This window comes from Variovorax sp. J2L1-78 (genome assembly GCF_030317205.1).
GTDB classification, from domain to species: Bacteria; Pseudomonadota; Gammaproteobacteria; order Burkholderiales; family Burkholderiaceae_C; genus Variovorax; species Variovorax arabinosiphilus.
Map to the genome: position 1 here is coordinate 635,484 of NZ_JASZYB010000004.1, position 21,482 is coordinate 656,965.

General features: G+C 68.5%; 22 protein-coding genes. 9 read left to right on the top strand and 13 right to left on the bottom strand.

Annotated features, from left to right (window positions below):
• The first annotated feature begins 5 nt into the window (after positions 1-5).
• The 4 genes from QTH86_RS25670 to QTH86_RS25685 all read left to right on the top strand — a co-directional run bounded on the left by QTH86_RS25670 (position 6) and on the right by QTH86_RS25685 (position 4,438).
• Positions 6-806, top strand: a complete 801-nt coding sequence (locus QTH86_RS25670) for an ABC transporter permease (protein ID WP_286648994.1) — start codon at positions 6-8, stop codon at positions 804-806.
• Positions 796-1,863, top strand: a complete 1,068-nt coding sequence (locus tag QTH86_RS25675) for an ABC transporter ATP-binding protein (RefSeq protein WP_286648995.1) — start codon at positions 796-798, stop codon at positions 1,861-1,863. The genes QTH86_RS25670 and QTH86_RS25675 overlap by 11 nt, the downstream gene beginning before the upstream one ends.
• Positions 1,860-2,687, top strand: coding sequence for a phosphodiesterase (locus QTH86_RS25680; protein WP_286648996.1), 828 nt, complete (start codon positions 1,860-1,862; stop codon positions 2,685-2,687). The genes QTH86_RS25675 and QTH86_RS25680 overlap by 4 nt, the downstream gene beginning before the upstream one ends.
• An 86-nt stretch (positions 2,688-2,773) precedes the next feature.
• Positions 2,774-4,438: a Na/Pi cotransporter family protein gene (locus QTH86_RS25685; protein WP_286648997.1), complete on the top strand. Its 1,665-nt coding sequence runs from the start codon at positions 2,774-2,776 to the stop codon at positions 4,436-4,438.
• 21 nt (positions 4,439-4,459) lie between these two features.
• Here the strand turns inward: QTH86_RS25685 and QTH86_RS25690 are convergent, their stop codons facing one another.
• Positions 4,460-5,461 (bottom strand): bile acid:sodium symporter family protein, encoded by a 1,002-nt coding sequence (locus tag QTH86_RS25690; protein ID WP_286648998.1) that lies wholly within the window; start codon positions 5,459-5,461, stop codon positions 4,460-4,462.
• 69 nt (positions 5,462-5,530) lie between these two features.
• Between QTH86_RS25690 and QTH86_RS25695 the strand changes: the two genes are divergently transcribed.
• Positions 5,531-6,424: a LysR family transcriptional regulator gene (locus QTH86_RS25695; protein WP_286648999.1), complete on the top strand. Its 894-nt coding sequence runs from the start codon at positions 5,531-5,533 to the stop codon at positions 6,422-6,424.
• Here the strand turns inward: QTH86_RS25695 and QTH86_RS25700 are convergent.
• On the bottom strand, positions 6,414-7,397 hold the full coding sequence (locus QTH86_RS25700; RefSeq protein ID WP_286649000.1) for a quinone oxidoreductase family protein: 984 nt from the start codon (positions 7,395-7,397) through the stop codon (positions 6,414-6,416). The genes QTH86_RS25695 and QTH86_RS25700 overlap by 11 nt on opposite strands.
• A 110-nt stretch (positions 7,398-7,507) precedes the next feature.
• On the opposite strand from QTH86_RS25700, the gene QTH86_RS25705 reads away from it, so the two are divergent.
• The 3 genes from QTH86_RS25705 to QTH86_RS25715 all read left to right on the top strand — a co-directional run bounded on the left by QTH86_RS25705 (position 7,508) and on the right by QTH86_RS25715 (position 9,315).
• A complete protein-coding gene (locus QTH86_RS25705; protein WP_286649001.1) occupies positions 7,508-8,422 on the top strand; it encodes a DMT family transporter in 915 nt (304 codons plus the stop codon).
• A gap of 84 nt (positions 8,423-8,506) precedes the next feature.
• Positions 8,507-8,998, top strand: a complete 492-nt coding sequence (locus QTH86_RS25710) for a hypothetical protein (RefSeq protein ID WP_286649002.1) — start codon at positions 8,507-8,509, stop codon at positions 8,996-8,998.
• An 8-nt stretch (positions 8,999-9,006) separates the two neighbouring features.
• Positions 9,007-9,315: a hypothetical protein gene (locus tag QTH86_RS25715; RefSeq protein ID WP_286649003.1), complete on the top strand. Its 309-nt coding sequence runs from the start codon at positions 9,007-9,009 to the stop codon at positions 9,313-9,315.
• Between the two features lie 23 nt (positions 9,316-9,338).
• Here QTH86_RS25715 and QTH86_RS25720 read toward each other — a convergent pair whose 3' ends face one another.
• The 4 genes from QTH86_RS25720 to QTH86_RS25735 all read right to left on the bottom strand — a co-directional run bounded on the left by QTH86_RS25720 (position 9,339) and on the right by QTH86_RS25735 (position 13,772).
• The gene (locus tag QTH86_RS25720) at positions 9,339-10,133 is read right to left on the bottom strand and encodes an SDR family oxidoreductase (RefSeq protein WP_286649004.1); all 795 of its coding nucleotides are present in this window, start codon (positions 10,131-10,133) and stop codon (positions 9,339-9,341) included.
• 15 nt (positions 10,134-10,148) lie between these two features.
• Positions 10,149-11,069 (bottom strand): DMT family transporter, encoded by a 921-nt coding sequence (locus QTH86_RS25725; RefSeq protein ID WP_286649005.1) that lies wholly within the window; start codon positions 11,067-11,069, stop codon positions 10,149-10,151.
• A gap of 102 nt (positions 11,070-11,171) precedes the next feature.
• The gene (locus QTH86_RS25730) at positions 11,172-12,785 is read right to left on the bottom strand and encodes a gamma-glutamyltransferase family protein (RefSeq protein ID WP_286649006.1); all 1,614 of its coding nucleotides are present in this window, start codon (positions 12,783-12,785) and stop codon (positions 11,172-11,174) included.
• 12 nt (positions 12,786-12,797) lie between these two features.
• Entirely contained in the window at positions 12,798-13,772 is a 975-nt protein-coding gene (locus tag QTH86_RS25735; protein WP_286649007.1) for a tripartite tricarboxylate transporter substrate binding protein, read from the bottom strand.
• A gap of 97 nt (positions 13,773-13,869) precedes the next feature.
• Here QTH86_RS25735 and QTH86_RS25740 point away from each other — a divergent pair, with 97 nt between their 5' ends.
• Positions 13,870-14,778, top strand: coding sequence for a LysR family transcriptional regulator (locus QTH86_RS25740; protein WP_286649008.1), 909 nt, complete (start codon positions 13,870-13,872; stop codon positions 14,776-14,778).
• Positions 14,779-14,873: 95 nt separating this feature from the next.
• On the opposite strand, the gene QTH86_RS25745 is transcribed toward QTH86_RS25740, so the two are convergent.
• The 7 genes from QTH86_RS25745 to QTH86_RS25775 form a co-directional block, all read right to left on the bottom strand.
• Entirely contained in the window at positions 14,874-16,385 is a 1,512-nt protein-coding gene (locus QTH86_RS25745; RefSeq protein ID WP_286649009.1) for a tripartite tricarboxylate transporter permease, read from the bottom strand.
• 10 nt (positions 16,386-16,395) lie between these two features.
• On the bottom strand, positions 16,396-16,884 hold the full coding sequence (locus QTH86_RS25750) for a tripartite tricarboxylate transporter TctB family protein (protein ID WP_286649010.1): 489 nt from the start codon (positions 16,882-16,884) through the stop codon (positions 16,396-16,398).
• A gap of 105 nt (positions 16,885-16,989) precedes the next feature.
• Positions 16,990-18,774, bottom strand: coding sequence for a type IV pilus assembly ATPase TfpB (gene tfpB, locus QTH86_RS25755; protein WP_286649011.1), 1,785 nt, complete (start codon positions 18,772-18,774; stop codon positions 16,990-16,992).
• Entirely contained in the window at positions 18,771-19,523 is a 753-nt protein-coding gene (locus QTH86_RS25760; RefSeq protein WP_286649012.1) for a class I SAM-dependent methyltransferase, read from the bottom strand. The genes tfpB and QTH86_RS25760 overlap by 4 nt, the downstream gene beginning before the upstream one ends.
• Positions 19,523-20,140 carry a DNA-deoxyinosine glycosylase gene (locus QTH86_RS25765; RefSeq protein ID WP_286649013.1) on the bottom strand — a complete coding sequence of 206 codons (618 nt, stop codon included), beginning with the start codon at positions 20,138-20,140 and terminating at the stop codon, positions 19,523-19,525. The genes QTH86_RS25760 and QTH86_RS25765 overlap by 1 nt, the downstream gene beginning before the upstream one ends.
• On the bottom strand, positions 20,118-20,468 hold the full coding sequence (locus QTH86_RS25770; RefSeq protein WP_286649014.1) for a hypothetical protein: 351 nt from the start codon (positions 20,466-20,468) through the stop codon (positions 20,118-20,120). The genes QTH86_RS25765 and QTH86_RS25770 overlap by 23 nt, the downstream gene beginning before the upstream one ends.
• 125 nt (positions 20,469-20,593) lie before the next feature.
• The gene (locus QTH86_RS25775) at positions 20,594-21,454 is read right to left on the bottom strand and encodes a TatD family hydrolase (RefSeq protein ID WP_286649015.1); all 861 of its coding nucleotides are present in this window, start codon (positions 21,452-21,454) and stop codon (positions 20,594-20,596) included.
• Positions 21,455-21,482: the final 28 nt, after the last annotated feature.

The following is a 21,482-nucleotide window of genomic DNA, read 5'->3' on the forward strand; positions in this document are numbered from 1 at the left end:
GACGCATGCGAACCCACACAACCACCCGAGCGCCTTTCCTCTTCGCGGTGACCGCGATCGTCAGCTTCTTCATGATCTCGCCGATGCTGCTGTCGGTGATGGCCGGGCTGGTCAACAACTACAGCGTCGGCTTGAAGAGCGGCCTGACGACGCGCTGGTTCGGCGAGGTGTGGGAGGTCTACGGCGGCACGGTCGGCTGGTCGCTCGCGCTGGCACTGGTCTGCGTCGCTTGCACCATCGTGCTCGGCGTGCCCTGCGCCTATGCGCTGGCGCGCAGCCGCTCGCGCGCCGCACGCATCTTCGAGGAGCTGCTGACGCTGCCGGTCGCGGTGCCGGGCCTGGCGACCGCGCTAGCGCTGATCCTGGCCTACGGGCAGATCACCGCATTCCGCCAGAGCTTCGCCTTCATCCTCGTCGGGCACATCGTCTTCACGCTGCCCTTCATGGTGCGCACGGTGGCCTCGGCCTTCCAGCGCCACGACCTCGTCGCGCTGGAAGAAGCGGCGCGCACCCTGGGCGCGAGCTTCCGCCAGCGCTTCATGGGCATCCTGGTGCCGGCGGTGTTCCCCGCCATCGTGGCGGGCAGCCTGATGGTCTTCACGCTCTCGGTCGGCGAATTCAACCTGACCTGGATGCTGCACACGCCGCTCACCCGCACGCTGCCCGTCGGCCTGGCCGACAGCTATGCCTCGATGCGGCTGGAAGTGGGCTCGGCCTACACGCTGGTCTTCTTCATCGTCATCCTTCCGGTGCTGTGGGGCTTGCAGTCCCTCGCCCATCTCCTGCAGAAACGCCATGGAACTTGAACGCATCCCGGTCGACATCGACAACGTCGCCAAAACCTACGCCGACGGCACGCGCGGCCTGCAGCCGACGAGCCTGCACGTGGAGCCGGGCGAAGTGCTCGCGCTGCTCGGCCCCTCGGGCTGCGGCAAGACCACACTGCTGCGCCTGATCGCCGGCCTCGAGACGCTCGACGACGGCGGCCGCATCCGCTTCGGCGACCAGGACGTCACGCACAAGCCGGTCGAGCAGCGCGGCGTGGGCATGGTGTTCCAGAGCTACGCGCTGTTCCCGCAGATGAGCGTGGCGGCCAACATCGGCTATGGCCTGCGCATCCGCGGCGTCGCAGCGTCCGAAGAGAAGCGCGTGGTGGGCGAACTGGTCGACCTCACACGCCTCACCGGGCTGGAGAACAAGCGGCCCAGCGAACTCTCCGGCGGCCAGCGCCAGCGCGTGGCCCTAGCGCGCGCGGTGGCCGTGCGCCCGCGTGTGCTGCTGCTCGACGAGCCGCTGGCCGCGCTCGACGCCAAGCTCAAGGAGTCGCTGCGCGACGAGCTGGCCGAGCTGCTGCGCCGCCTGCACATCACCGCCGTGCACGTCACGCACGACCAGCAGGAAGCGATGGCCATCGCCGACCGACTGGCCGTGATGCGGGCCGGCCGCATCGTGCAGATCGGCCGCGGCGAAGACCTCTACCGCGCGCCGAGCCATCCTTTCGTCGCCGAGTTCCTGGGCCGGGTGAACCGGCTCGAACGCACGCCGGAAGCCATCGCCCAGGGCGTGGTGCCCTTCGGCGGCACGGCCATTGCATGCCCACCGGACTGGATGAACCACCCGACCCTGCTGCTGCGCCCCGAAGACGTCCGGATCGGCCCCGCGGGCCAGGCAGGCTGGGGCACGGCCCGGGTCGAACAGCGCACCTTCCTCGGCGACCGCGTGCAGCTGCGCCTGAGCCTCGCCGACCAACCCGGCCTGCTGGCCGACGCCGTGCGCGACACCCCCTTCCAGGCCGGCGACACCATCGGCATCCGTGCCGAACCCGACCGCTTCATGACCTCGCAGGAGGAGGTCGCCGCATGACCTACAGCCTTCTCGTTCAACTCACCGACCTTCACATCCGCGAACCCGGCCGGCTGGCGTATGGCCGCATCGACACCGCGCCCTACCTGAAGCGCGCCGTGCAGAGCGTGCTGCGCCTGCGCCAAGCACCCGATGCGGTCGTCATCACCGGCGACCTGAGCGACTTCGGCCGCGCGGCCGAGTACGCGCACATGGCCGAGCTGCTGGCGCCGCTGACCATGCCGATCTACCTGATGCCGGGTAACCACGACGACCGCGACCAATTGCGCCGCAGCTTCCCGACGCACACGTACCTGGGCAACGCCGGCACCTTCGTGCAGTACAGCGTGAAGGTCGGCGGCATCCGGCTGCTCACGCTCGACACCTGCGTGCCCGGCCACAGCCACGGCACGCTCGATGCCGAGCGGCTCGACTGGCTCGCGGCGCAGCTCGATGCGTGCAGCCACGAGCCGGTCGTCATCGCCATGCACCACCCGCCGTTCCGCACGCTGATCGGCCACATGGACGACATCGGGCTGCTCGAAGGCGCGGCCGAACTGGAGGCGCTGGTCGCGCGCCACCCGAACGTCGAGCGCGTGATCTGCGGCCACCTGCACCGTGCCATCGACGTGCGCTTCGGCGGCACCATCGCGTCGACCTCGCCGGCGCCGGGCCACCAGGTGGCGCTCGACCTGGACCCGGCGGCGCCATCGGCCTGGATGCTCGAACCACCCGGCTTCCGGGTGCATGCCTGGGACGGGCAACGGCTGGTCACGCACCTGGCGGCCTCGGGCGATTTCGAGGGGCCCTATCCTTTCCATGAGAATGGAGCCCTGATCGACTGAACCCGGCGTCCCTCCGGACGCCTTGCCACACGACCCGTGCTGACAATCGAGGCTCGAACAAGAAAAGAGAAAGCCATCCGCCGCCCATGAAACATCTGCTGAACCTGCTGGCAGCAGTCGCGCTCCTCGTCTGGGGCACCCACCTGGTCCGCACCGGCGTACTGCGCGTGTTCGGCGGCAACCTGCGCAAGTTCCTGGCGCGCAGCATGCGCAACCGCTTCACCGCGGCCCTGTCGGGCATCGGTGTGACGGCGCTGGTGCAGTCGAGCACCGCGACCTCGCTGATGACCTCCTCCTTCGTCGGCCAGGGGCTCATCACCCTGCCCGCGGCGCTGGCCGTGATGCGCGGGGCCGACGTGGGCACGGCGCTGATGTCGGTGCTGTTCTCGACCGACCTGTCGTGGCTGTCGCCGCTCTTCATCTTCACGGGCGTGGTGTTCTCGATCACCCGGCCTGCCAGCGCGGCGGGCCGCTTCGGCCGCATCCTGATCGGCCTGGGCCTGATGCTGCTGGCGCTGCAGCTGGTGGTGCAGGCCACCGGCCCGCTGTTCGATTCGCCGGCCATGCGCGCGGTGCTGGTGTCCATCAGCAGCGACGTGCTGCTGGAGATCACCATCGGCGCGGCGCTGGCCGTGGTGGCCTATTCGAGCCTGGCGGTGGTGCTGCTGGTGGCCGCCATGGCCAGCTCGGCGGTCGTGCCGCTCGACGTGGCACTGGGCCTGGTGCTAGGCGCCAACCTCGGCAGCGGCGTGCTGGCGGTGCTGACCACCGCCAAGTCGGATATCGCGGTGCGGCAGGTGACCGTGGGCAACCTGCTCTTCAAGCTGCTCGGCGTGGCGGTGGCGGCGCCCTTCGTCGGGATGTACCTGCAGTACGTGCGGCCCTACGTGTCGGATGCGACGCAACTGGTCGTGCTCTACCACCTGGCCTTCAACGTGGTCGTGAGCATCGGCTTCATCTTCCTCACGGGCTGGGTGGCCGAGCTGGTCAAGCGCCTGCTGCCGGTGCCCAAAGAGGGCTCGTCGACGGCCCGGCCGCAGCACCTGGACCCGTCGGCCCTGTCGACGCCGTCGCTCGCCATCTCGAACGCCGCGCGCGAGGCGCTGCACCAGGCCGACGTGGTCGAGACCATGCTCATCGGCATGCTCAACGTGATCCGCCACAACGACCTGAAGCTGGCCGACGAGCTGCGCAAGCTCGACGACACGGTCGACCGGCTCTACTCCGACATCAAGTACTACCTGACGAAGATCTCGCGCGAGGCGCTGGGCGAGGAAGAGAGCAAGCGCTGGACCGACATCATCAGCTTCACCATCAACATGGAGCAGGTGGGCGACATCATCGAGCGCGTGATCATCGACATCGAGGACAAGAAGATCAAGCCCCAGCGCAACTTCTCGCCGGCCGGCATGGCCGAGATCGTCGAGCTGCACGAACGGCTGGTGGCCAACCTGCGGCTGGGCATGAGCGTCTTCCTCAACGGCAACGTGCGCGACGCGCAGAAGCTGCTGGAGGAAAAGGCGCGCTTTCGCGACCTCGAACGCGCCTACGCCAGCACCCACCTGAGCCGGCTGATGGACCGCACCGCGCCGAGCATGGAAACCAGCTCGCTGCACATCGACCTGATCAGCGACTTGAAACGCATCAACTCGCACATCTGCTCGATCGCCTACCCGATCCTCGACTCGGCCGGCGCGCTGGCGCCGAGCCGGCTGCGCGAATCGCGCCTGCACCCGCTCGACAACCCTTGAACGACTGAGCGGCGCCGTCGCTCAGGCCGGCTTGGCGACGGCTCCCGGCGCGTCGTCTTCCACCGGACGGCGCGCATAGCGCTGCGCCAGCACCGCGCAGACCATCAGCTGCATCTGGTGGAAGAGCATCACGGGCAGCACGATGGTGCCCACAGTGCTGGCAGCGAACAGCACGTGTGCCATCGGCACGCCGCTCGCGAGGCTCTTCTTGGAACCGCAGAACACGATGGTCACCTCGTCGGCCTTGTCGAAGCCGAACTTGCGCGCCAGCCAGGTCGTCGAGCTCAGCGCGATCGCCAGCAGCACGGCCAGCACCACCAGCAGGCCGGCCAGCGCCGTGGGCGACACCTGCTTCCACAGCCCTTCGATGACCGCCGCGCTGAACGCCGTGTAGACCACCAGCAGGATCGAGCCCCGGTCGACCAGCGTGAGCGTCGACGCGTGGCGCTTGACCCAGGCGCCGATCCACGGCCGCAGCAGGTGGCCGACCACGAAAGGCGCCATCAGCTGCAGCAGGATGCGGCCGATGGCGTCGAGCGATGCCGAACTGCTGGTTCCGGTCGTCACGATCAGGCCCACCAGCAGCGGCGTGACGAACACGCCGAGGAGCGTCGAGGCCGACGCACTGCAGATCGCGGCCGGCACGTTGCCGCGGGCCAGCGAGGTGAAGGCGATGGCCGACTGCACGGTGGCAGGCAGCACGCAGAGGTAGAGCACGCCGGTGTAGAGCGCGGGCGTCACCAGGGGTTCGAGCACCGGCCGCAGCGCCAGGCCGAGCGCCGGGAACAGCACGAAGGTGCAGGCCAGCACCAGCAGGTGCAGCCGCCAGTGGCCGACGCCCTGGACGATCGCCTCGCGCGAGAGCTTGGCGCCATGCAGGAAGAACAGCAGGCCGATTGCCACGCTGGTGAGACGCTCGAAGAAGTGCGCCATGCTGCCCGAGGCGGGCAGCAGGCTGGCGAGCGCCACCGTCGTGACGAGGGCGAGGGTGAAGTTGTCTGGGAGGTAGCGTGAACGGGCCATGGGTGCATTGGGCCTCGGACGTCACCAGAAGAGAAATGGATTTATCTGATAGATATATGATTCTGGCGCATGAACGTCACGCTGCGCCAGCTCCGCGTCTTCCTGGCCGTCGCAGCCGAGCGCAACTTCAGCCGCGCGGGCGACGCGGTCGCGCTCACGCAGCCGGCGGTGAGCCGCGCCATCCTCGAGCTCGAATCGCAGGTTGGCCTGAAGCTGCTGGACCGCACCACGCGCGAGGTGGTGCTGACCGACGCCGGCCAGTCGCTCGCGGCCCGGCTCGAGCGCGTGCTCGACGAACTCGACCAGACGCTGCTCGACGTACGCGGCATGGCCAGCGCGCGGCGCGGCAAGGTGCGCGTGGCCAGCAGCCCGACGCTGTCGGCGCAGCTCATGCCGGCCTGCATCGCGGCCTGCGCGCGCCAGGAGCCCGACATCCAGCTGGTGCTGCTCGACCGCATCCAGCAGGACGCGCTCGACAGCGTGCGCACCGGCGAGGTGGACTTCGGCGTGGTGATCGAGCCCTCGTCGACCGACGACCTCACGGCCGAGACGATCCTGAACGACCCCTTCGTGCTGGTGGTGCCCGCGGGCCATGTGCTGGCCGCGCGCAAGACGGTGCGCTGGTCGGCGCTGGCGGGCCATCCGCTCGTGCTGCTCGACCACGCGTCGGGCAGCCGCCGGCTGATCGACGATGCGCTGGCCGCCCACGGCGTGCAGGCCGAGGTGGCACAGCAGCTGGGCCACCCGACCACGGTGTTCCGCATGGTCGAGGCGGGCATCGGCATCAGCGTGATGCCGGCGCTGGCCGTGCCGCCCGGCGGGCTCGGCACGCTCGTGTCGCTGCCGCTGGTGCCGCGCATCGAGCGCCGGGTGATGCTGGTGCACCGCCGCAACCGCGCGCCGTCGCCGCTGGCGCAGCGCGTGTGGCGGCTGGTGCGCGAGACCGCGGCGACTACAGCGTGAGGATCGTGCAGCCGGTGGTCTTGCGCGCTTCCAGGTCGCGGTGCGCCTGCTGCACGTCTTCCAGCGCGTAGCGCTGCGCGATCGGGATCTTCACCGCGCCACTCTGCACCACCGCGAACAGGTCGTCGGCCATGGCCTGCGTGGCCTCGCGCGTGGCGATGTGCGTGAACAGCGTCGGGCGCGTCACGTAGAGCGAGCCCTTCGAGGCCAGCAGGCCGAGGTTGATCGGGGGCGTGGGGCCCGAGCCGTTGCCGAAGACCGCCAGCAGGCCGAAGGGGCGCAGGCAGTCGATCGAGCCTTCGTAGGTGTCCTTGCCGACCGAGTCGTACACCACCTTCACGCCCCTGCCGCCGGTGATCGCCTTCACGCGCTCGGCGAAATTCTCGGTGCTGTAGTTGATCGCATGCGCCGCGCCATGGTCCAGCGCCAGCTGGCATTTGGCGTCGGAGCCCGCCGTGCCGATGAGCTGCAGGCCCAGCGCCTTGGCCCACTGGCAGGCGATCAGGCCCACGCCGCCGGCCGCGGCATGGAACAGGATGAAGTCGCCCGGCTGCAGGCCTTCGGCCGGCAGCGTCTTCTTCAGCAGGTATTGCACGGTCAGGCCCTTGAGCATCATGGCCGCGCCGGTCTCGAAGGAGATCGCATCGGGCAGCTTGCACACGGTCTTGGCGGGCATCACCCGCGCTTCGCTGTAGGCGCCGGGCGGTCCACTGGCATAGGCGGCACGGTCGCCGGGCTGCAGATGCACCACGCCCTCACCCACCGCCTCGACCACGCCCGAGGCCTCCATGCCCAACTGCAGCGGCATCGCGAACGGGTAGAGCCCGCTGCGCTGGTAGGTGTCGATGAAGTTGAGGCCGACGGCCTTGTGGCGGATGCGGATTTCGCCGGGGCCGGGCTCGCCGACCTCGACATCGACGATCTGGAGTTCCTCGGGACCGCCGGGGCGGTCGATGCGAACGGCTTTGCTCATGGGGAAAGGTCTCCTGCAGAAAGGACGGGGTCGACAGCCCGCGATCCTGCCACGGCCGGGCTCGTCGCGTGCAGAGGGGACAATCGGGCGGTCCGTCCCTCCTCGCGTCCATGCAGCCGTCCCGCCTCACCCCCGCCACCATCCTCCTCCTCGCCACACCACCGCTGCTGTGGGCCGCCAACGCGGTGCTCGGCCGCCTGCTGAAGGACGTGGCCTCGCCGCTCACGCTGAACTTCATCCGCTGGGTGCTGGCCTTCGTCGTGCTGCTGCCGATGGCGCATGGGGTGCTGCGGCGCGACCATCCGATGTGGCGCCACTGGCGGCGCTACAGCGTGCTCGGCCTGCTGGGCGTGGGCATCTACAACGCCTTCCAGTACCTGGCGCTGCAGACCTCGACGCCGCTGAACGTGACGCTGGTCACCTCCAGCGCGCCGTTCTGGATGCTGCTGATCGGTACGCTCTTCTTCGGCCAGCGCGCCACACGTTTCGAGATCGCTGGCGCGGTGGTCTCGATGCTCGGGGTGCTGCTGGTGCTGAGCCAGGGCGATTGGCGCCATCTGGCCGCGCTGCGGCTGGTGCCGGGCGACCTCTACATCCTGCTGGCCGTGCTCGCCTGGTCGGTGTACAGCTGGATGCTCGTGGGCACCACCGAGCCCGCGGGCCTGCGCCAGGACTGGTCGGCTTTCCTCATGGCACAGATGGTGTTCGGCCTGGGGTGGTCGGGTCTGTTCGCCGCCGGCGAATGGGCGGCCGGCGCGATGTATGTGCACTGGAGCTGGTGGCTGGCTGCCGCACTGGTCTTCATCGCGGTGGGCCCGGCGATCCTGGCCTTTCGCTGCTGGGGGGCCGGCGCGCAGCGCGCCGGCCCAAAGATGGCCGCCTTCTTCCTCAACCTGACGCCGTTGTTCGCGGCGCTGCTGTCGGCCCTGTTCCTGGGCGAAATGCCGCATGGGTACCACGGCGCGGCCTTCGCGCTGATCGTGGGCGGCATCGTGCTGTCGTCGCGTCGAACGTCGGTGCGCTGATGGCCGCGCCGGCTTCTTAAGACCGGCTTAAGTCCCGCCGACCACAGTGCTCCCCGTGGAACATCCCACGCAAGGAGTACCAGCATGAACGTCTCTCGAAAGCTGCGGCCGCTGACGGCCGTTCTGTGCGGCGGCGCCCTGTTCGCCGCCCTTTCAGCCCACGCGGTCGACAATCCGCCGATCCACATGACGCACGGCGTCGAGTACATGAGCGGTGGCATCGGCAGCGACGAGGCCCAGTTCATGGAAACCGTGTCGCCGCGCTGGCCGGCGACGCTCGAGTTCGCCGTCAAGGACCATACGCGCGCCGACTTCGCCGCCGACGTGCGCGTCACGGTGCGTGACCAGAATGGGCGCGCCGTGCTCGACAACGTGCTGGCCACCGGGCCTTTCCTGATGGCCCGCCTGGCGCCCGGCCGCTACGAGGTCGAGGCGACCCTGTCGGCGCAGACGCTCAAGCAGGAGTTGACGGTACTGCCGGGCGCGCCCGCGAAAGCCTTGCTGCTGTGGCCGGCGAACACCGACATGGCGGCCACGGGCTCGACCGCGCGGTCGGCCACGCACGCGCCCACGTGACGGCGCCCATGCAGGACACCCCGCCCGCGCGTGGACTGTCGGCACACATCCTGCCGACCTCGGCCACGATGATCGGGGCCTGCATGACGGTCCTGACGATCGGCCACCTGGGCCACACGACGAGCGCCCGGCTGGCGGTCGACAAGCTGTTGGCCATCGACGCGCTGGTCTTTCTGGCCAGCGCCGTGCTGTCCTTCATGTCGATCCGCGCGGGGCCGCCCGGCGTGCGGCATGAACGCCGGGCCGAGCTGCTGTTCCTGTTCGGGCTGGCTGGCCTGGCGATCGGCGCCGTGGCGCTCGCCTTCGCGATCAACTGAGCCTCGGGGCGCCAGCGCAGGGGTCAGTACGTGCCGGGGTAGGCGCCGCCGTCGGTCAGCACGTTCTGGCCGGTGATGTAGCCCGCCTGCAGGCTGCACAGGAAGGCGCAGACGGCGCCGAATTCCTCGGGGTTGCCGAAGCGGCCGGCCGGAATCGTCTTCTGGCGGTTGGCGCGCACGGTGTCAACGTCCAGGCCCGACTTCTGCGCCGCACCCGCCATGTTGCCCTTCAGCCGGTCGGTGTCGAAGGAACCCGGCAGCAGGTTGTTGATGGTCACGCCCTTGGCTGCGATCGCCGTGCGCGCCACGCCGGCCACGAAGCCCGTGAGGCCGCTGCGCGCGCCGTTGGACAGGCCCAGGATGTCGATCGGCGACTTCACCGAGCTCGAGGTGATGTTCACGATGCGGCCATAGCCACGCGCGGCCATGCTGTCGACCGTGGCCTTGATGAGTTCGATGGGCGTGAGCATGTTGGCGTCGACCGCCTTGATCCACGCCTCGCGGTCCCAGTCGCGGAAGTCGCCGGGCGGCGGGCCGCCGGCGTTCGTCACGACGATGTCGTAGTCGGCATGCGCGGCGAAGGCGGCGGCGCGGCCTTCGGGCGTCGTGATGTCGGCCGCGACCGTCTTCACGAAAGGCTTGGGCGAGCCGGCCGCGGCGGCTTCGAGCCGCTGGGCCGCCGCCTTCAGGGCGTCGGCGCCGCGCGCCACCACCACCACGTTCACGCCTTCGCGCACCAGCGCTTCGGCGCAGCCCAGGCCCAGGCCCTTGCTGCCACCGCATACCAGGGCCGTGCGGCCCGCGATTCCGAGATCCATGTGAGTTCCTCCGGGCTAGCGCCCTGTTCGTGTAAAGACAAAAATTCCGGCGATCACCAGCACCGTGCCGGCCGCGGTCCACGCGGTGAACGGTTCGCCAAGGATCACCACACCCATCAGGATGGTCGACATCGGCCCGACCATGCCGGTCTGCGCGGCCATGGGCGCACCGATGCGTTCGATCGCCATCATGACCGAGAGCACCGGCACCGCGGTGCAGAGGGTCGCATTGAGCACCGATAGCCAGATGACCTGCGGCGCCAGCTCGAGCAGCCCGCTCACCGGCCGCAACACCAGAAATTGCGCGATGCACAGCAGGCACGCCACGCTGGTGGCCAGGCCGACCAGGCGCAGCGAGCCCAGGCGCTTGACGAACTCGCCGCTCGCGACCAGGTAGACCGCATAGCTCACCGCGCTCAGGAACACCAGCAGCGTGCCCCACGCGGCCGCGGCGGTCTGCCCCACTTGAACCTCGTGCCCGAACACCAGGAACACGCCAGCGTAGCTGATGGCCATGCCGAGCATCTGCCAGCGCGTGATGCGGCGGCGGTAGACGATCCAGCCGAACAGCAGCACCAGCGTCGGGTTGAGGTACAGGATGAGCCGCTCCAGGCTGGCCGTGATGTACGCCAGCCCCGCGAAGTCGAGAAAGCTCGCGAGGTAATAGCCCGAGAAGCCCAGGCCCAGCACGCCGAGCCAGTCGCGCCGCGTCAGCGGCGGCTTGCCGCGCCCGGCCCACCACGCCATGGCCACGAAGAGCGGCAGCGCGAACAGCATGCGCAGCATGATGAGCGTGACCGCGTCGACACCGTAGCGGTAGGCCAGCTTGACGATGATCGCCTTGCCGCTGAAGGCGATGGCGCCGAAGGTGGCCAGGGCCAGGCCAGCAGCGAGCGGCTTCTGCGCCGGTGATGGATGAACGATCGATGAGGTCACGTAGGTCTGTTTCAGGGATACCGCGGAACCGGCTTTGCCGGGCCGCCGGTATCGCCCCTTGAGGGGAAGCGGCGACACGAAGTGCGCCGCATCGGGGTGGGTCTAATACCCCGCAGCTTGGCCGTCGCGGCGCGGGTCGCTGGCGGCGATGTAGCCCTCGGCGGCCGGGTCGCCAGCGCGCCAGATGAACTGGCCGGCGCCGAAGTCCTGGTACGAATCCTCGATCACGTCGACCTGATGGCCCAGTGCCTGCAGCCCCTGCACCGTTGTCGGGTCCATGCTGCCTTCGGCATTGATCTCCAGCCCCTTGTTGAAGCGCCAGCGGGGCGCGTCGCAGGCGGCCTGCGGGTTCTGGCCGTGGTCGAGCATGCGCACCAGCGTCTGCATGTGGCCCTGCGGCTGCATGTTGCCGCCCATCACGCCGAAGCTCATCACCGGCTGGCCGTCCTTCGTGAGGAAGGCCGGGATGATGGTGTGGAAGGGCCGCTTGCCCGGTGCCACCACGTTCGGGCTGTCGGCGTTCAGGCTGAAGCCGTGTCCGCGGTTCTGCAGGCTGATGCCGAAGCTCGGCTCCACGCAGCCCGAGCCGAAGCCCATGAAATTGCTCTGGATGAAGCTCACCATCATGCCGCTCTCGTCGGCGGCCGTGAGGTAGATGGTGCCGCCCTTGATGGGGTTGCCCGCCTTGAAATCCTGCGCCTTCTTCATGTCGATGAGTTTGGCACGCGATGCGAGGTAGCCGGCATCGAGCATCTGCAGGGGGGTCACCGTCATCGACGACGGCTCCGACACGTAGCGGTAGGTGTCGGCGAAGGCCAGCTTCATGGCCTCGATCTGCACATGCTGGAACGCGACGCTGTCGACCGCCATGCCCGCCATGTCGAAGTGCTGCAGGATGCCCAACGCGATCTGCGCCGCGATGCCCTGGCCGTTGGGCGGAATCTCGTGCAGCGTGTGGCCGCGGTAGTCCTGCGCGGTCGGCGTGACCCACTCGGGCTTCCAGTTGGCGAGGTCGCGCACCTTGAGCTTGCCGCCGTTGGCGTCGGAGAAGGCCTCCAGCGCCTCGGCGATCTCGCCGTTGTAGAAGGCCTGGCCACGCGTGGCGGCGATGGCCTTGAGCGCCCGTGCCGCCGCCGGGAAGCGGAACAGCTCGCCGACGTTCGGCGCGCGGCCCCAGGGCAGGAAGCTCTCCGCAAAGCCGGGCTGGCCCTGCAGGATCGGTGTCGCGGCGGCCCACTTCTGCTGAACCACCGGCGGCACCAGGTAGCCGCGCTCGGCGATCTCGATGGCCGGCGCCATCAACGCCTCGAAGGGCAGCTTGCCGAAGCGCTCCGACAGCGCCATCCAGCCGCCGACGGCACCGGGCACCGTCACCGAGTCCATGCCGCGCTGCGGCGGCGTGGTAGCGCCGTCGCCGTGCTTGCGGCGGAAGTAGTCGGGCGTCCAGGCCTGCGGCGCGCAGCCCGAGGCATTGAGGCCGTGCAGTTCCTTGCCGTCCCACAGGATGCAGAAGGCGTCGCTGCCCAGGCCGTTGCTCACCGGCTCGACCAGCGTCATCACCGCGGCCGTGGCCACGGCCGCATCGACCGCATTGCCGCCCTGTTGCAGGATGCGCACGCCGGCCTGCGCGGCGAGCGGGTGCGAGGTCGAGACGACGTTGCGCGCAAAGACGGGAATGCGGGTGGAACGGTAGGGGTTGGCGTAGTCGAAATTCATGAGAGAGCCTTCTTATTCATTGACGATCTTGCGGTCGATGACGATCTTCTTCCACTTGGCCGCATCCTCGGCCACCATCTTCGCGAGCTGCTGCGGCGTGCTGCCGACCGGCTCGATGCCCAGGCGCGCGAGCTTGTCCTTGACCTCCGGGTCGGCCAGCGCCTGGTTGGCCGCGGTGTTGATGCGCGCGACGATGTCGGCGGGCAGCCCCTTCGGACCGTACAGGCCGAACCAAGTGCTCGATTCGAAGCCCGGCAAGGTGTCGGCGATCGGTGGAAGCTCCGGCGCGAGCGGGCTGCGCTTGAGCGAGGTCACGCCGAGCGCGCGCAGACGGCCGTCGCGCACATGCGGCATGCCGGTGGGCAGCGAATCGAACATCACGTCGAGGTTGCCCGCGATCAGGTCCGGAATGGCCAACGCGGTGCCCTTGTACGGGATGTGCGTGACGAACACGCCGGCCTGCGACTTGAAGAGCTCCGCCGTGAGCTGGACGATGGTGCCGTTGCCGCTCGACGCGTAGTTGAGCTTGCCGGGGTTCTTCCTGGCGTAGTCGATCCAGTCGCGCACCGTCTTGGCAGGCGAGTTGTTCGGCACCAGCATGATGCTGGGCGCATTGCCGACGTGGTCGATCGGCGTGAAGTCGCGCACCGTGTCGTACGGCAGGCGGGCGTTCAGCGCCGGTCCGATCGAATGCGTGCTGGTGGTCGCCAGCAGCAGCGTGTAGCCGTCGGCGGGGGCCTTGGCCGCCAGGTCCGAGCCGATGCCGCCGCCTGCACCGGGCTTGTTGTCGACGACCACCGAGTTGCCGAGCTTCTCGCCCATCTTCTGCGACAGCGTGCGCGCGAACAGGTCGGTCGCACCACCCGCGGGGAAAGGCACGACCAGGCGTATCGGCTTGTTCGGGTAACCCGGCTGCGCGAAGCTGGCGGCCGATGCAGCGATAAAGATCGCGAGCGCCATGCCTTGGAGAAATCGAGTGCGATTCATGGGTTGGATTCTGGACGGGATGGAGAAGCCCAGCATGCTATGCACCGCAACACCATGCACACAGATAATCCTGCTTATTCAACTATGAACATTCTTTATGGCAAAGCAGGGCCTCGAGGTCGTTTCGCTGCAGCAGCTGCGCGCGCTCGCCGCCATCGCGGAGACCGGCAGCTTCACCCTGGCCGCCGAGGCTCTGCAACTGACGCAACCAGCCATCAGCCATCTGGTGCGCCGCATGGAGGAAGAACTCGGGCAGGCGCTGGTGGTCCGGGGCCGACGCATCCGGTTGACCGATGCGGGCCAGATGATGGCCGACACGGCCCAGCGCGCGCTGCGGCTGGTCGATGAGTCGGTCGGGGTCTGCCGCTCGCAGTCGCAACTCAGCGAGGGGCGCGTGGTGCTGGCCGTGGGTCACCTGACGGCCGGCACGCTGATGCCGCCGGTGCTAGGGCGCTTCTCGCAGGCGCATCCCCAACTCACCGCCACGCTGCTGGACAGCACGGCCGAACAGATGATGTCGCGCATCCTGTCGCGCGAGGCCGACCTCGGCTTCGGCTCCGACATCGGACAGAAGCATTCCGGACTCGCGACCGAACCCCTGTTCAGCGCAGCGATGGCGCTTTTCATGCGCGACGACCATCCGCTCGCCCGGCACGCCGAGATCGAGGGCCACGCGCTCGACGGGCTTCCGTTCATCCACGTCAACCCCGACGCCAACGTCTGGCGCGCCATCAGCCGCCAACTCGCGAGCGCGGCCAACGTCTATCCAACGGTCGTGCACCACGTGTCGATGCTCACGACCGCCTTCGGACTGGTGCAAGCCGGCGCCGGTGTCGCGTTGCTGCCGCACTATGTCGACGTGCTGATGCCGGCCCGGCTGCGCGCGGTGCGCATCGTGCGCCCCGCACTGGAATTTCCGGTCGTGGCGATCCGGCTGGCCAAGCACCCGCTGAGTCCCGCGGCGATGGCCTTTCTTGCGATGGCGCGCCAGCACATGAAGATCTGATGCGCGGCACGCTCGCTTGCGCCGGCCGAAAAACAAAAGCCCCGTAGGCCGAGGCGCACGGGGCTTGGGAGCGGCGCGCGAGGCGCAGGCGACGTTCAGTCCTCGACGAAGGCTTCCTCGCGCTTGGACTTGACCGAGGGCAGCAGCACGATCACCAGCAGCAGCACCGCCGCCGCCAGCAGGCCGGCCGAGATCGGCCGCGTGATGAACACGCTCCAGTCGCCACGCGACAGCAGCAGCGCCCGGCGCAGGTTCTCTTCCATCATCGGCCCGAGAATCAGCCCCAGCAAGAGCGGTGCGGGTTCGCAGCCGAGCTTGATGAAGGTGTAGCCCACCACACCGAAGATGGCAACCATCCAGATGTCGAACACGTTGTTGTTCGTCGAGTACACGCCGATCGCACAGAACAGCACGATGGCCGGGAACAGCCAGCGGTACGGGATCGACAGCAGCTTGATCCAGATGCCGATGAGCGGCAGGTTCAGCACGATCAGCATCGCGTTGCCGATCCACATCGAGGCGATCAGGCCCCAGAACAGTTCCGGGTTGCTGGTCATCACCTGCGGGCCAGGCTGGATGTTGTGGATGGTCATCGCGCCCACCATCAGCGCCATCACCGGGTTCGGCGGAATGCCGAGCGTCAGCAGCGGGATGAAGGAGGTCTGCGCACCGGCGTTGTTGGCGGCCTCGGGGCCGGCCACGCCGCGGATGTTGCCCTTGCCGAACGGCACTTCGCCGGCCTTGAGCTTCATCTTCTTCTCGAGCGTGTAGGCCGCAAAGGCCGACAGCAACGCGCCACCGCCGGGCAGGATGCCCAGGGAGGAACCGAGCGCCGTGCCGCGCAGCACGGCCGGCAGCATGTTCTTGAAGTCGTCCTTCGTGGGCCACAGGCCGTGCACCTTGGCGGTGAAGACCTGGCGTTCCTCTTCGGGACGCGACAGGTTGGCGATGATTTCGCCGTAACCGAACACACCCATGGCGATCACGATGAAGCCGATGCCGTCGGTCAGTTCCGGGATGTCGAAGCTGAAGCGTGCGACGCCCGAGTTCACGTCGGTGCCGACCAGGCCGATGAGCAGGCCCAGCACGATCATCGCGATGGCCTTGAGCAGCGAGCCCGAGGCCAGCACCACGGCACCGATCAGGCCCAGGATCATCAGCGAGAAGTATTCGGCCGGGCCGAACTTGAAGGCCAGCTCCGTCAGCGGCGGCGCGAAGGCGGCCAGGATCAGCGTGCCGACGCAACCGGCGAAGAAGGAGCCCAGGCCAGCGGCAGCGAGTGCGGGGCCCGCCCTCCCCTGCTTGGCCATCTGGTGCCCGTCGATCACGGTCACCACCGAGGACGACTCCCCGGGCAGGTTCACCAGGATGGCGGTGGTGGAACCGCCGTACTGCGAGCCGTAGTAGATGCCGGCCAGCATGATGAGCGCGGCCACCGGCGGCAGCGCGTAGGTCGCGGGCAGCAGCATCGCGATGGTCGCGACCGGGCCGATGCCGGGGAGCACGCCGATCAGCGTGCCCAGCAGGCAGCCGACGAAGCAATAGATCAGGTTCTGCAGCGTGAACGCCGCGGTGAAGCCGATGGAGAGGTTGTTGATCAGGTCCATGGTGTGTGTCTCAGCCCGAAATGAAGGTGGGCCAAACCTGGAACTGCAGCTTGAGCGCCACCACGAAGGCGAGGTAGCTGCCGATCGCGAGGATCGTGGCAAGGATCAGACTGGCCTTGAAGCTGTACTGCTCCCCGGCCAGGCCGGCGATGAGCACCAGCGCGTAGATCGCGGCGATCAGGCCCATGGCGGGCAGCCCCCATGCCACGACGCCGCCGAGCAGCACGCCGAAGATCAGGTTGGCGCCGATGATGAAGCCCAGCGGCCGCCACGCGATCTTGCCGATCGGGTCGCCGTCGACCGTCTCGATGGTCAGGGCGCTGAAGATCACGACGAGACCCAGCACGGCCAGCACGATGCCCAGCATCATCGGGAAATAGCCCGGGCCCATGCGCGCGCCGTTGCCCACGTTGTAGGTTGTCGCACCCCATGCGAAGGCGATCCCGACGAGGGTGAACATCAACCCCGCAAAGAAGTCCTTCTGACTTTTGATTTTCACGAACAATCTCCTCGAAAAAATTCGAACGGCCGATTGTGTGGTCAGCATCCCGTCAGGATCGATGTGGATTCCACCTAGCGTGGAGTTAGGGTTACCCCCAAACGCCTAGTCCAGCGGAGGCGTCGCGCTCAGGACTTCCTCGATGGTCGTCACGCCTTCGGCCACGCGCAGCGCGCCGGCCAGGCGCAGCGGGCGCATGCCGTCGGTGACGGCCTGGCGGCGCAGGGCCGAGAGGACCGGCTCCTTGTTCACGCGCGCCTTGAACTCCTCGCTGATGCTGAGCAGTTCGTACAGGCCCATGCGGCCCATGTAGCCGGTCATGCGGCAGTCCACGCAACCCACCGGCCGGTAGGCGCGCACCGAGCCGGTGATCTGCCAGGGCGCGACGAATTCGGCGAGCTTCTCGCGCGTGACCGACTCGTCGGGCTGCTTGCACAGCGGGCACAGCGTGCGCACCAGCCGCTGCGCCAGCACGCCGAGCATCACGGCGTTGATCAGGTACGAGGGCACGCCCAGCTCCATCAGCCGGGTGATCGCGCTGGGGGCGTCGTTGGTGTGCAGCGTGCTGAACACCAGGTGGCCGGTGAGCGCCGCCTGCACCGCCATGTCCGCGGTGGCGAGGTCGCGGATTTCGCCGACCATGATGATGTCCGGGTCCTGCCGCATCAGCGCGCGCAGGCCTTCGGTGAAGCCGAAGTCCAGCTGCGGCTGCACCTGCGTCTGGTTGAAGGACGGCTCGATCATTTCGATCGGGTCCTCGATGGTGCTGACGTTGACCTCCTCGGTCGCCACCCGCTTGAGCGTGGAGTACAGCGTGGTCGTCTTGCCCGAGCCGGTCGGCCCGGTCACCAGGATGATGCCGTGCGGCCGCGTGACGAGCTGTTCCCAGCGCTTGGCGTCGTGCTGCGCGAAGCCCAGCGCGTCGAGGTCCTTTACCGCGGTGTCGGGGTCGAAGATCCGCATCACCATCTTCTCGCCGAAGGCGGTGGGCAGCGTCGACAGGCGCATCTCGACCTCGTCGCCGCGCATGTTGCGGGTCTTGATGCGGCCGTCGAGCGGCCGGCGCTTCTCCACCACGTCCATGCGGCCGAGCAACTTGATGCGCGCGACCATTGCGTTCATCACGCCCATGGGCATCTGGTAGGCCGGGTGCAGCACGCCGTCGATGCGAAAGCGCACCACGCCCTGCTCGCGCCGCGGCTCCAGGTGGATGTCGCTGGCGCGCTGGTCGAAGGCGTACTGCCAGAGCCAGTCGACCACCTGCACCACGCTCTGGTCGTTGGCGTCGAGCTGCTTGTTGCTCTTGCCGAGCTCCACCAGCTGCTCGAAGCTCGCGCCGCCCGCGTTGCCGCCGGCCTTCTGCGCCGCCCGCACCGACTTGGCCAGCGCGAAGAACTCCGCCGTGTAGCGCTGGATGTCGGCCGGGTTGGCCACCACGCGACGCACCGCGCGGCGCGACTGGCGCTCGACCTCGGAGATCCAGTCGGTGAGGAAGGGCTCGGCCGTGGCCACCACCACCTCGCTCGGCGTGACCTGCACCGGCAGCACCTTGTGGCGCTCGGCGTAGGCGGCACTCATGGTGTCGGCCACCTTGCCCACGTCGACCTTGAGCGGGTCGATGCGCAGGTACTGCAGCGCGGCGCGCCCGGCCAGCCATTCGGTCAGCATCTCCAGGTCGAGCGGCTTGCCGTCCTTCTCGCGTGTCATCGCGACGTTCGCCAGGCGCACCAACGGCGCCTGCCGGCTCTCGGCCTGCGCACAGCGCGCGATGGTGCGCTTGGCCTCGTGCGGCGAGATGACGCCATCGCTGGCGAGCCATTCGATCAGCAGGCGCAGCTCGAGCGGACCCTCGTGGCGGGCAGCGGCGGCAGGTGGCGAGACGGCGCTCATGACATGGGTTTGAAGACGCGCAGCCATTTCGGCGCGGGCAGACCCCAGCGAGTCTGGATGGTCTGCGCCCGCTCGGCAAGTGCATCGCGCTTGGGCCGGGTCGGCGTGCGCTGCGCCAGCACCACGGTGTTGCCTTCGCGCGTCGGCTTGAAGGCCCAGACGGCCTCGGTGCCGAAGGCGGCGGCGATCTTCTCGAGGCTGCGTTCGTAGCTCGACGACCGGCCGAAGAGGTTGACCGTCATGCAGCCGTCCTCGGTCAAGAGGCCACGGCAGTCGGCATAGAAGCCTTCGCTGTCGAGCACGGGCGCGGCGGCCTCGTGGTCGTACAGGTCGACCTGCAGCGCATCGACCGTGCCCTGCCACTCGGCCTTGCGAATCTCGGTGCCGGCATCTGCCAGCACCACGCGCAGTTTGGCGTCGTCGGCCGGCAGCTTGAACCAGCCGCGGCAGGCCGCGACCACTTGGGGGTTGAGTTCGACCGCCGTGGTGCGCATGCGCAATTGCTTGCGGCTGAACTTGGTGAGCGTGGCCGCGCCCAGGCCCAGTTGCATCGCATGGCGGTTCATCACGCTGGATGGCTCCACGAAGAGCAGCCAGGCCATCATGCGTTGCACGTATTCCAGTTCGATCTCGAAGGGCGCGTCGAGCTTCATCGAGCCCTGCACCCATTCCGTGCCGAGGTGCAGGTAGCGGATGTCGCCCCAGTCGGAGAAGTTGACCTCGGGCAGGGCCGGTGTGCGCGCCGCCATCACGCGACCAGCCCATGCTGTGCGAACACGTGGTGCCAGGCCTCGCACTTGCGCTCGAAGGACATGGCCGCGTGCGCGGGGCTGGTCGACGGCAGCTTGTAGGCCGGCAGCACGCCGTGGCCGCTCTCGCGCAGGGCATCGATCACCCTCGGCGCATGGCGGAAGCTCTCGGCGCCGTTGTGCGCGATGGCGGCGAGCCGCGGCACATCGAGGTGCGCGAAGTCGTTGAGCGCCGCGTCGCGGATCGACGTGTCGAGGCTGCCCTCGCGCTGGCAACTGCCATAGACGTCCCACAGGCCGAGGCCATGTTGCGTCAACCAGCCGGCGCGTTCGGCGGATGCGGTGCCCGGAGGCAGGGGATGGGCGGGCCAGAGGGCTTGCAAGATCTTCCAGAAGTGGTTCTGCGGGTGGGCATAGTAGCGCCCCTCCGCCAGCGAGCGCGCGCTCGGGAAGCTGCCCAGCACCAGCACCACGGTGTCTGGCGAGACCACGGGCGCCAGGCCCTCGAGCGACACGGCATCGGACGGCGAACGAGAAAAAACCCGCCGCGGCGGGTTCTTCGAGGGTGCGTCCCGGTCGATGCCGGTCGCAGGGTCAGGGCTTCTTGGCGGCTTCATTCTCGGCGGTGCCGGGGATCTTCTCACCGATCTTGTGGCCGGCGCTGCGCATGCCGTCCGCCGTCTTGTGGCCGACGCTGGCGACCGCGCCGCCCGCCTTCTTCGCACCGCTGGCCGTGGCGTGACCGGCCTTCTTGGCGGTGCGCTTGGTGGCGTGGTAGGCCTTCTTGGTGCCGGTCTTGACCTTCTCGGTCACGGTGGGTGCCGGTGCGGTGGCAGGGGCCACGGCCGGTGCCGGTGCCGGCGTTTGCGCGGCGGCAGAGAAGCCGATCGAAGCGATGCCCAGTGCGAGCACGGCAGGGATGGAACGGAAGAGAGACGAGGTCATGGAAAGCTCCTTGTTGCGTTGTAGTTACGGCCATGCCGCACTGATCGGACAACGGGCGACGCGAAGAGGCGGATGACAGCCCGCACGCGAACGTCACTGATTTTTTTCAACGACGGCATGTCGACCTACAGACGTGCCTGACCAGCGCCTGACGACGACAGCAATGCAGACAGGCCAGGCAATGCATCGAGCGCATTGCGCGTGCTCGCCTGTGCGAGTTCCTCCATCGTGATGCCACGCAGTTGCGCCAGCACGGCGGCAATGCGCGGCAACTCGGCCGGCTCGTTGCGGCCCTGCACCGCGCCGGCCTGGCGCTCCTCCTGCGTGCGGTAGAGCCAGTGCGGCTGGATGTCCGGCGCATCGGTCTCCATGACGATCGCATCGAGCGGCAGCGAGGTGGCCAGCCGGCGCACCTGCAGCGCACGGTCGAAGGTCACGGTGCCGCCGAAGCCCAGCTTGAGGCCGAGGTCGAGACACGCCTTGGCCTGCTGCTCGCTGCCGTTGAAGGCGTGCGCGATGCCCCGCCATGGACGCCCCGCACCGACCTGGCGCAGGTGCTTGAGCACCTGATCGACCGAGCGGCGCACATGGATGATCACCGGCAGGTCGTGCGCGCGGGCGAGTTGCAACTGCGTGTGGAAGAAATGCGCCTGTTTCGGCCCGTCGAGATCGGGCACGAAGTAGTCCAGCCCGATCTCGCCCACGGCGACCAGGCGCGGATCGCCGCGGCGCGCCGTCAGTTCGGCATCGAGCGTCTGCAGGTCGGCCTCGTTCGCGTCGCCGGTGCACAGCGGATGGATGCCCAGCGCATAGGCGTCGCCCTGCGCATGTGCCAGCGTGCGCACCGTCGCGAAGTTGAAGACCGCCACCGCGGGAATGACGCACAGCGCAACGCCGGCGGCCTCGGCCCGTGCCCGCACGGCGGGGCCTTCGTCGCCGAACTCCGGGGCATCCAGGTGACAGTGTGTATCGATGAAACCGGTCATCGGGCCATGATGCCCGAAGCGATGCAAG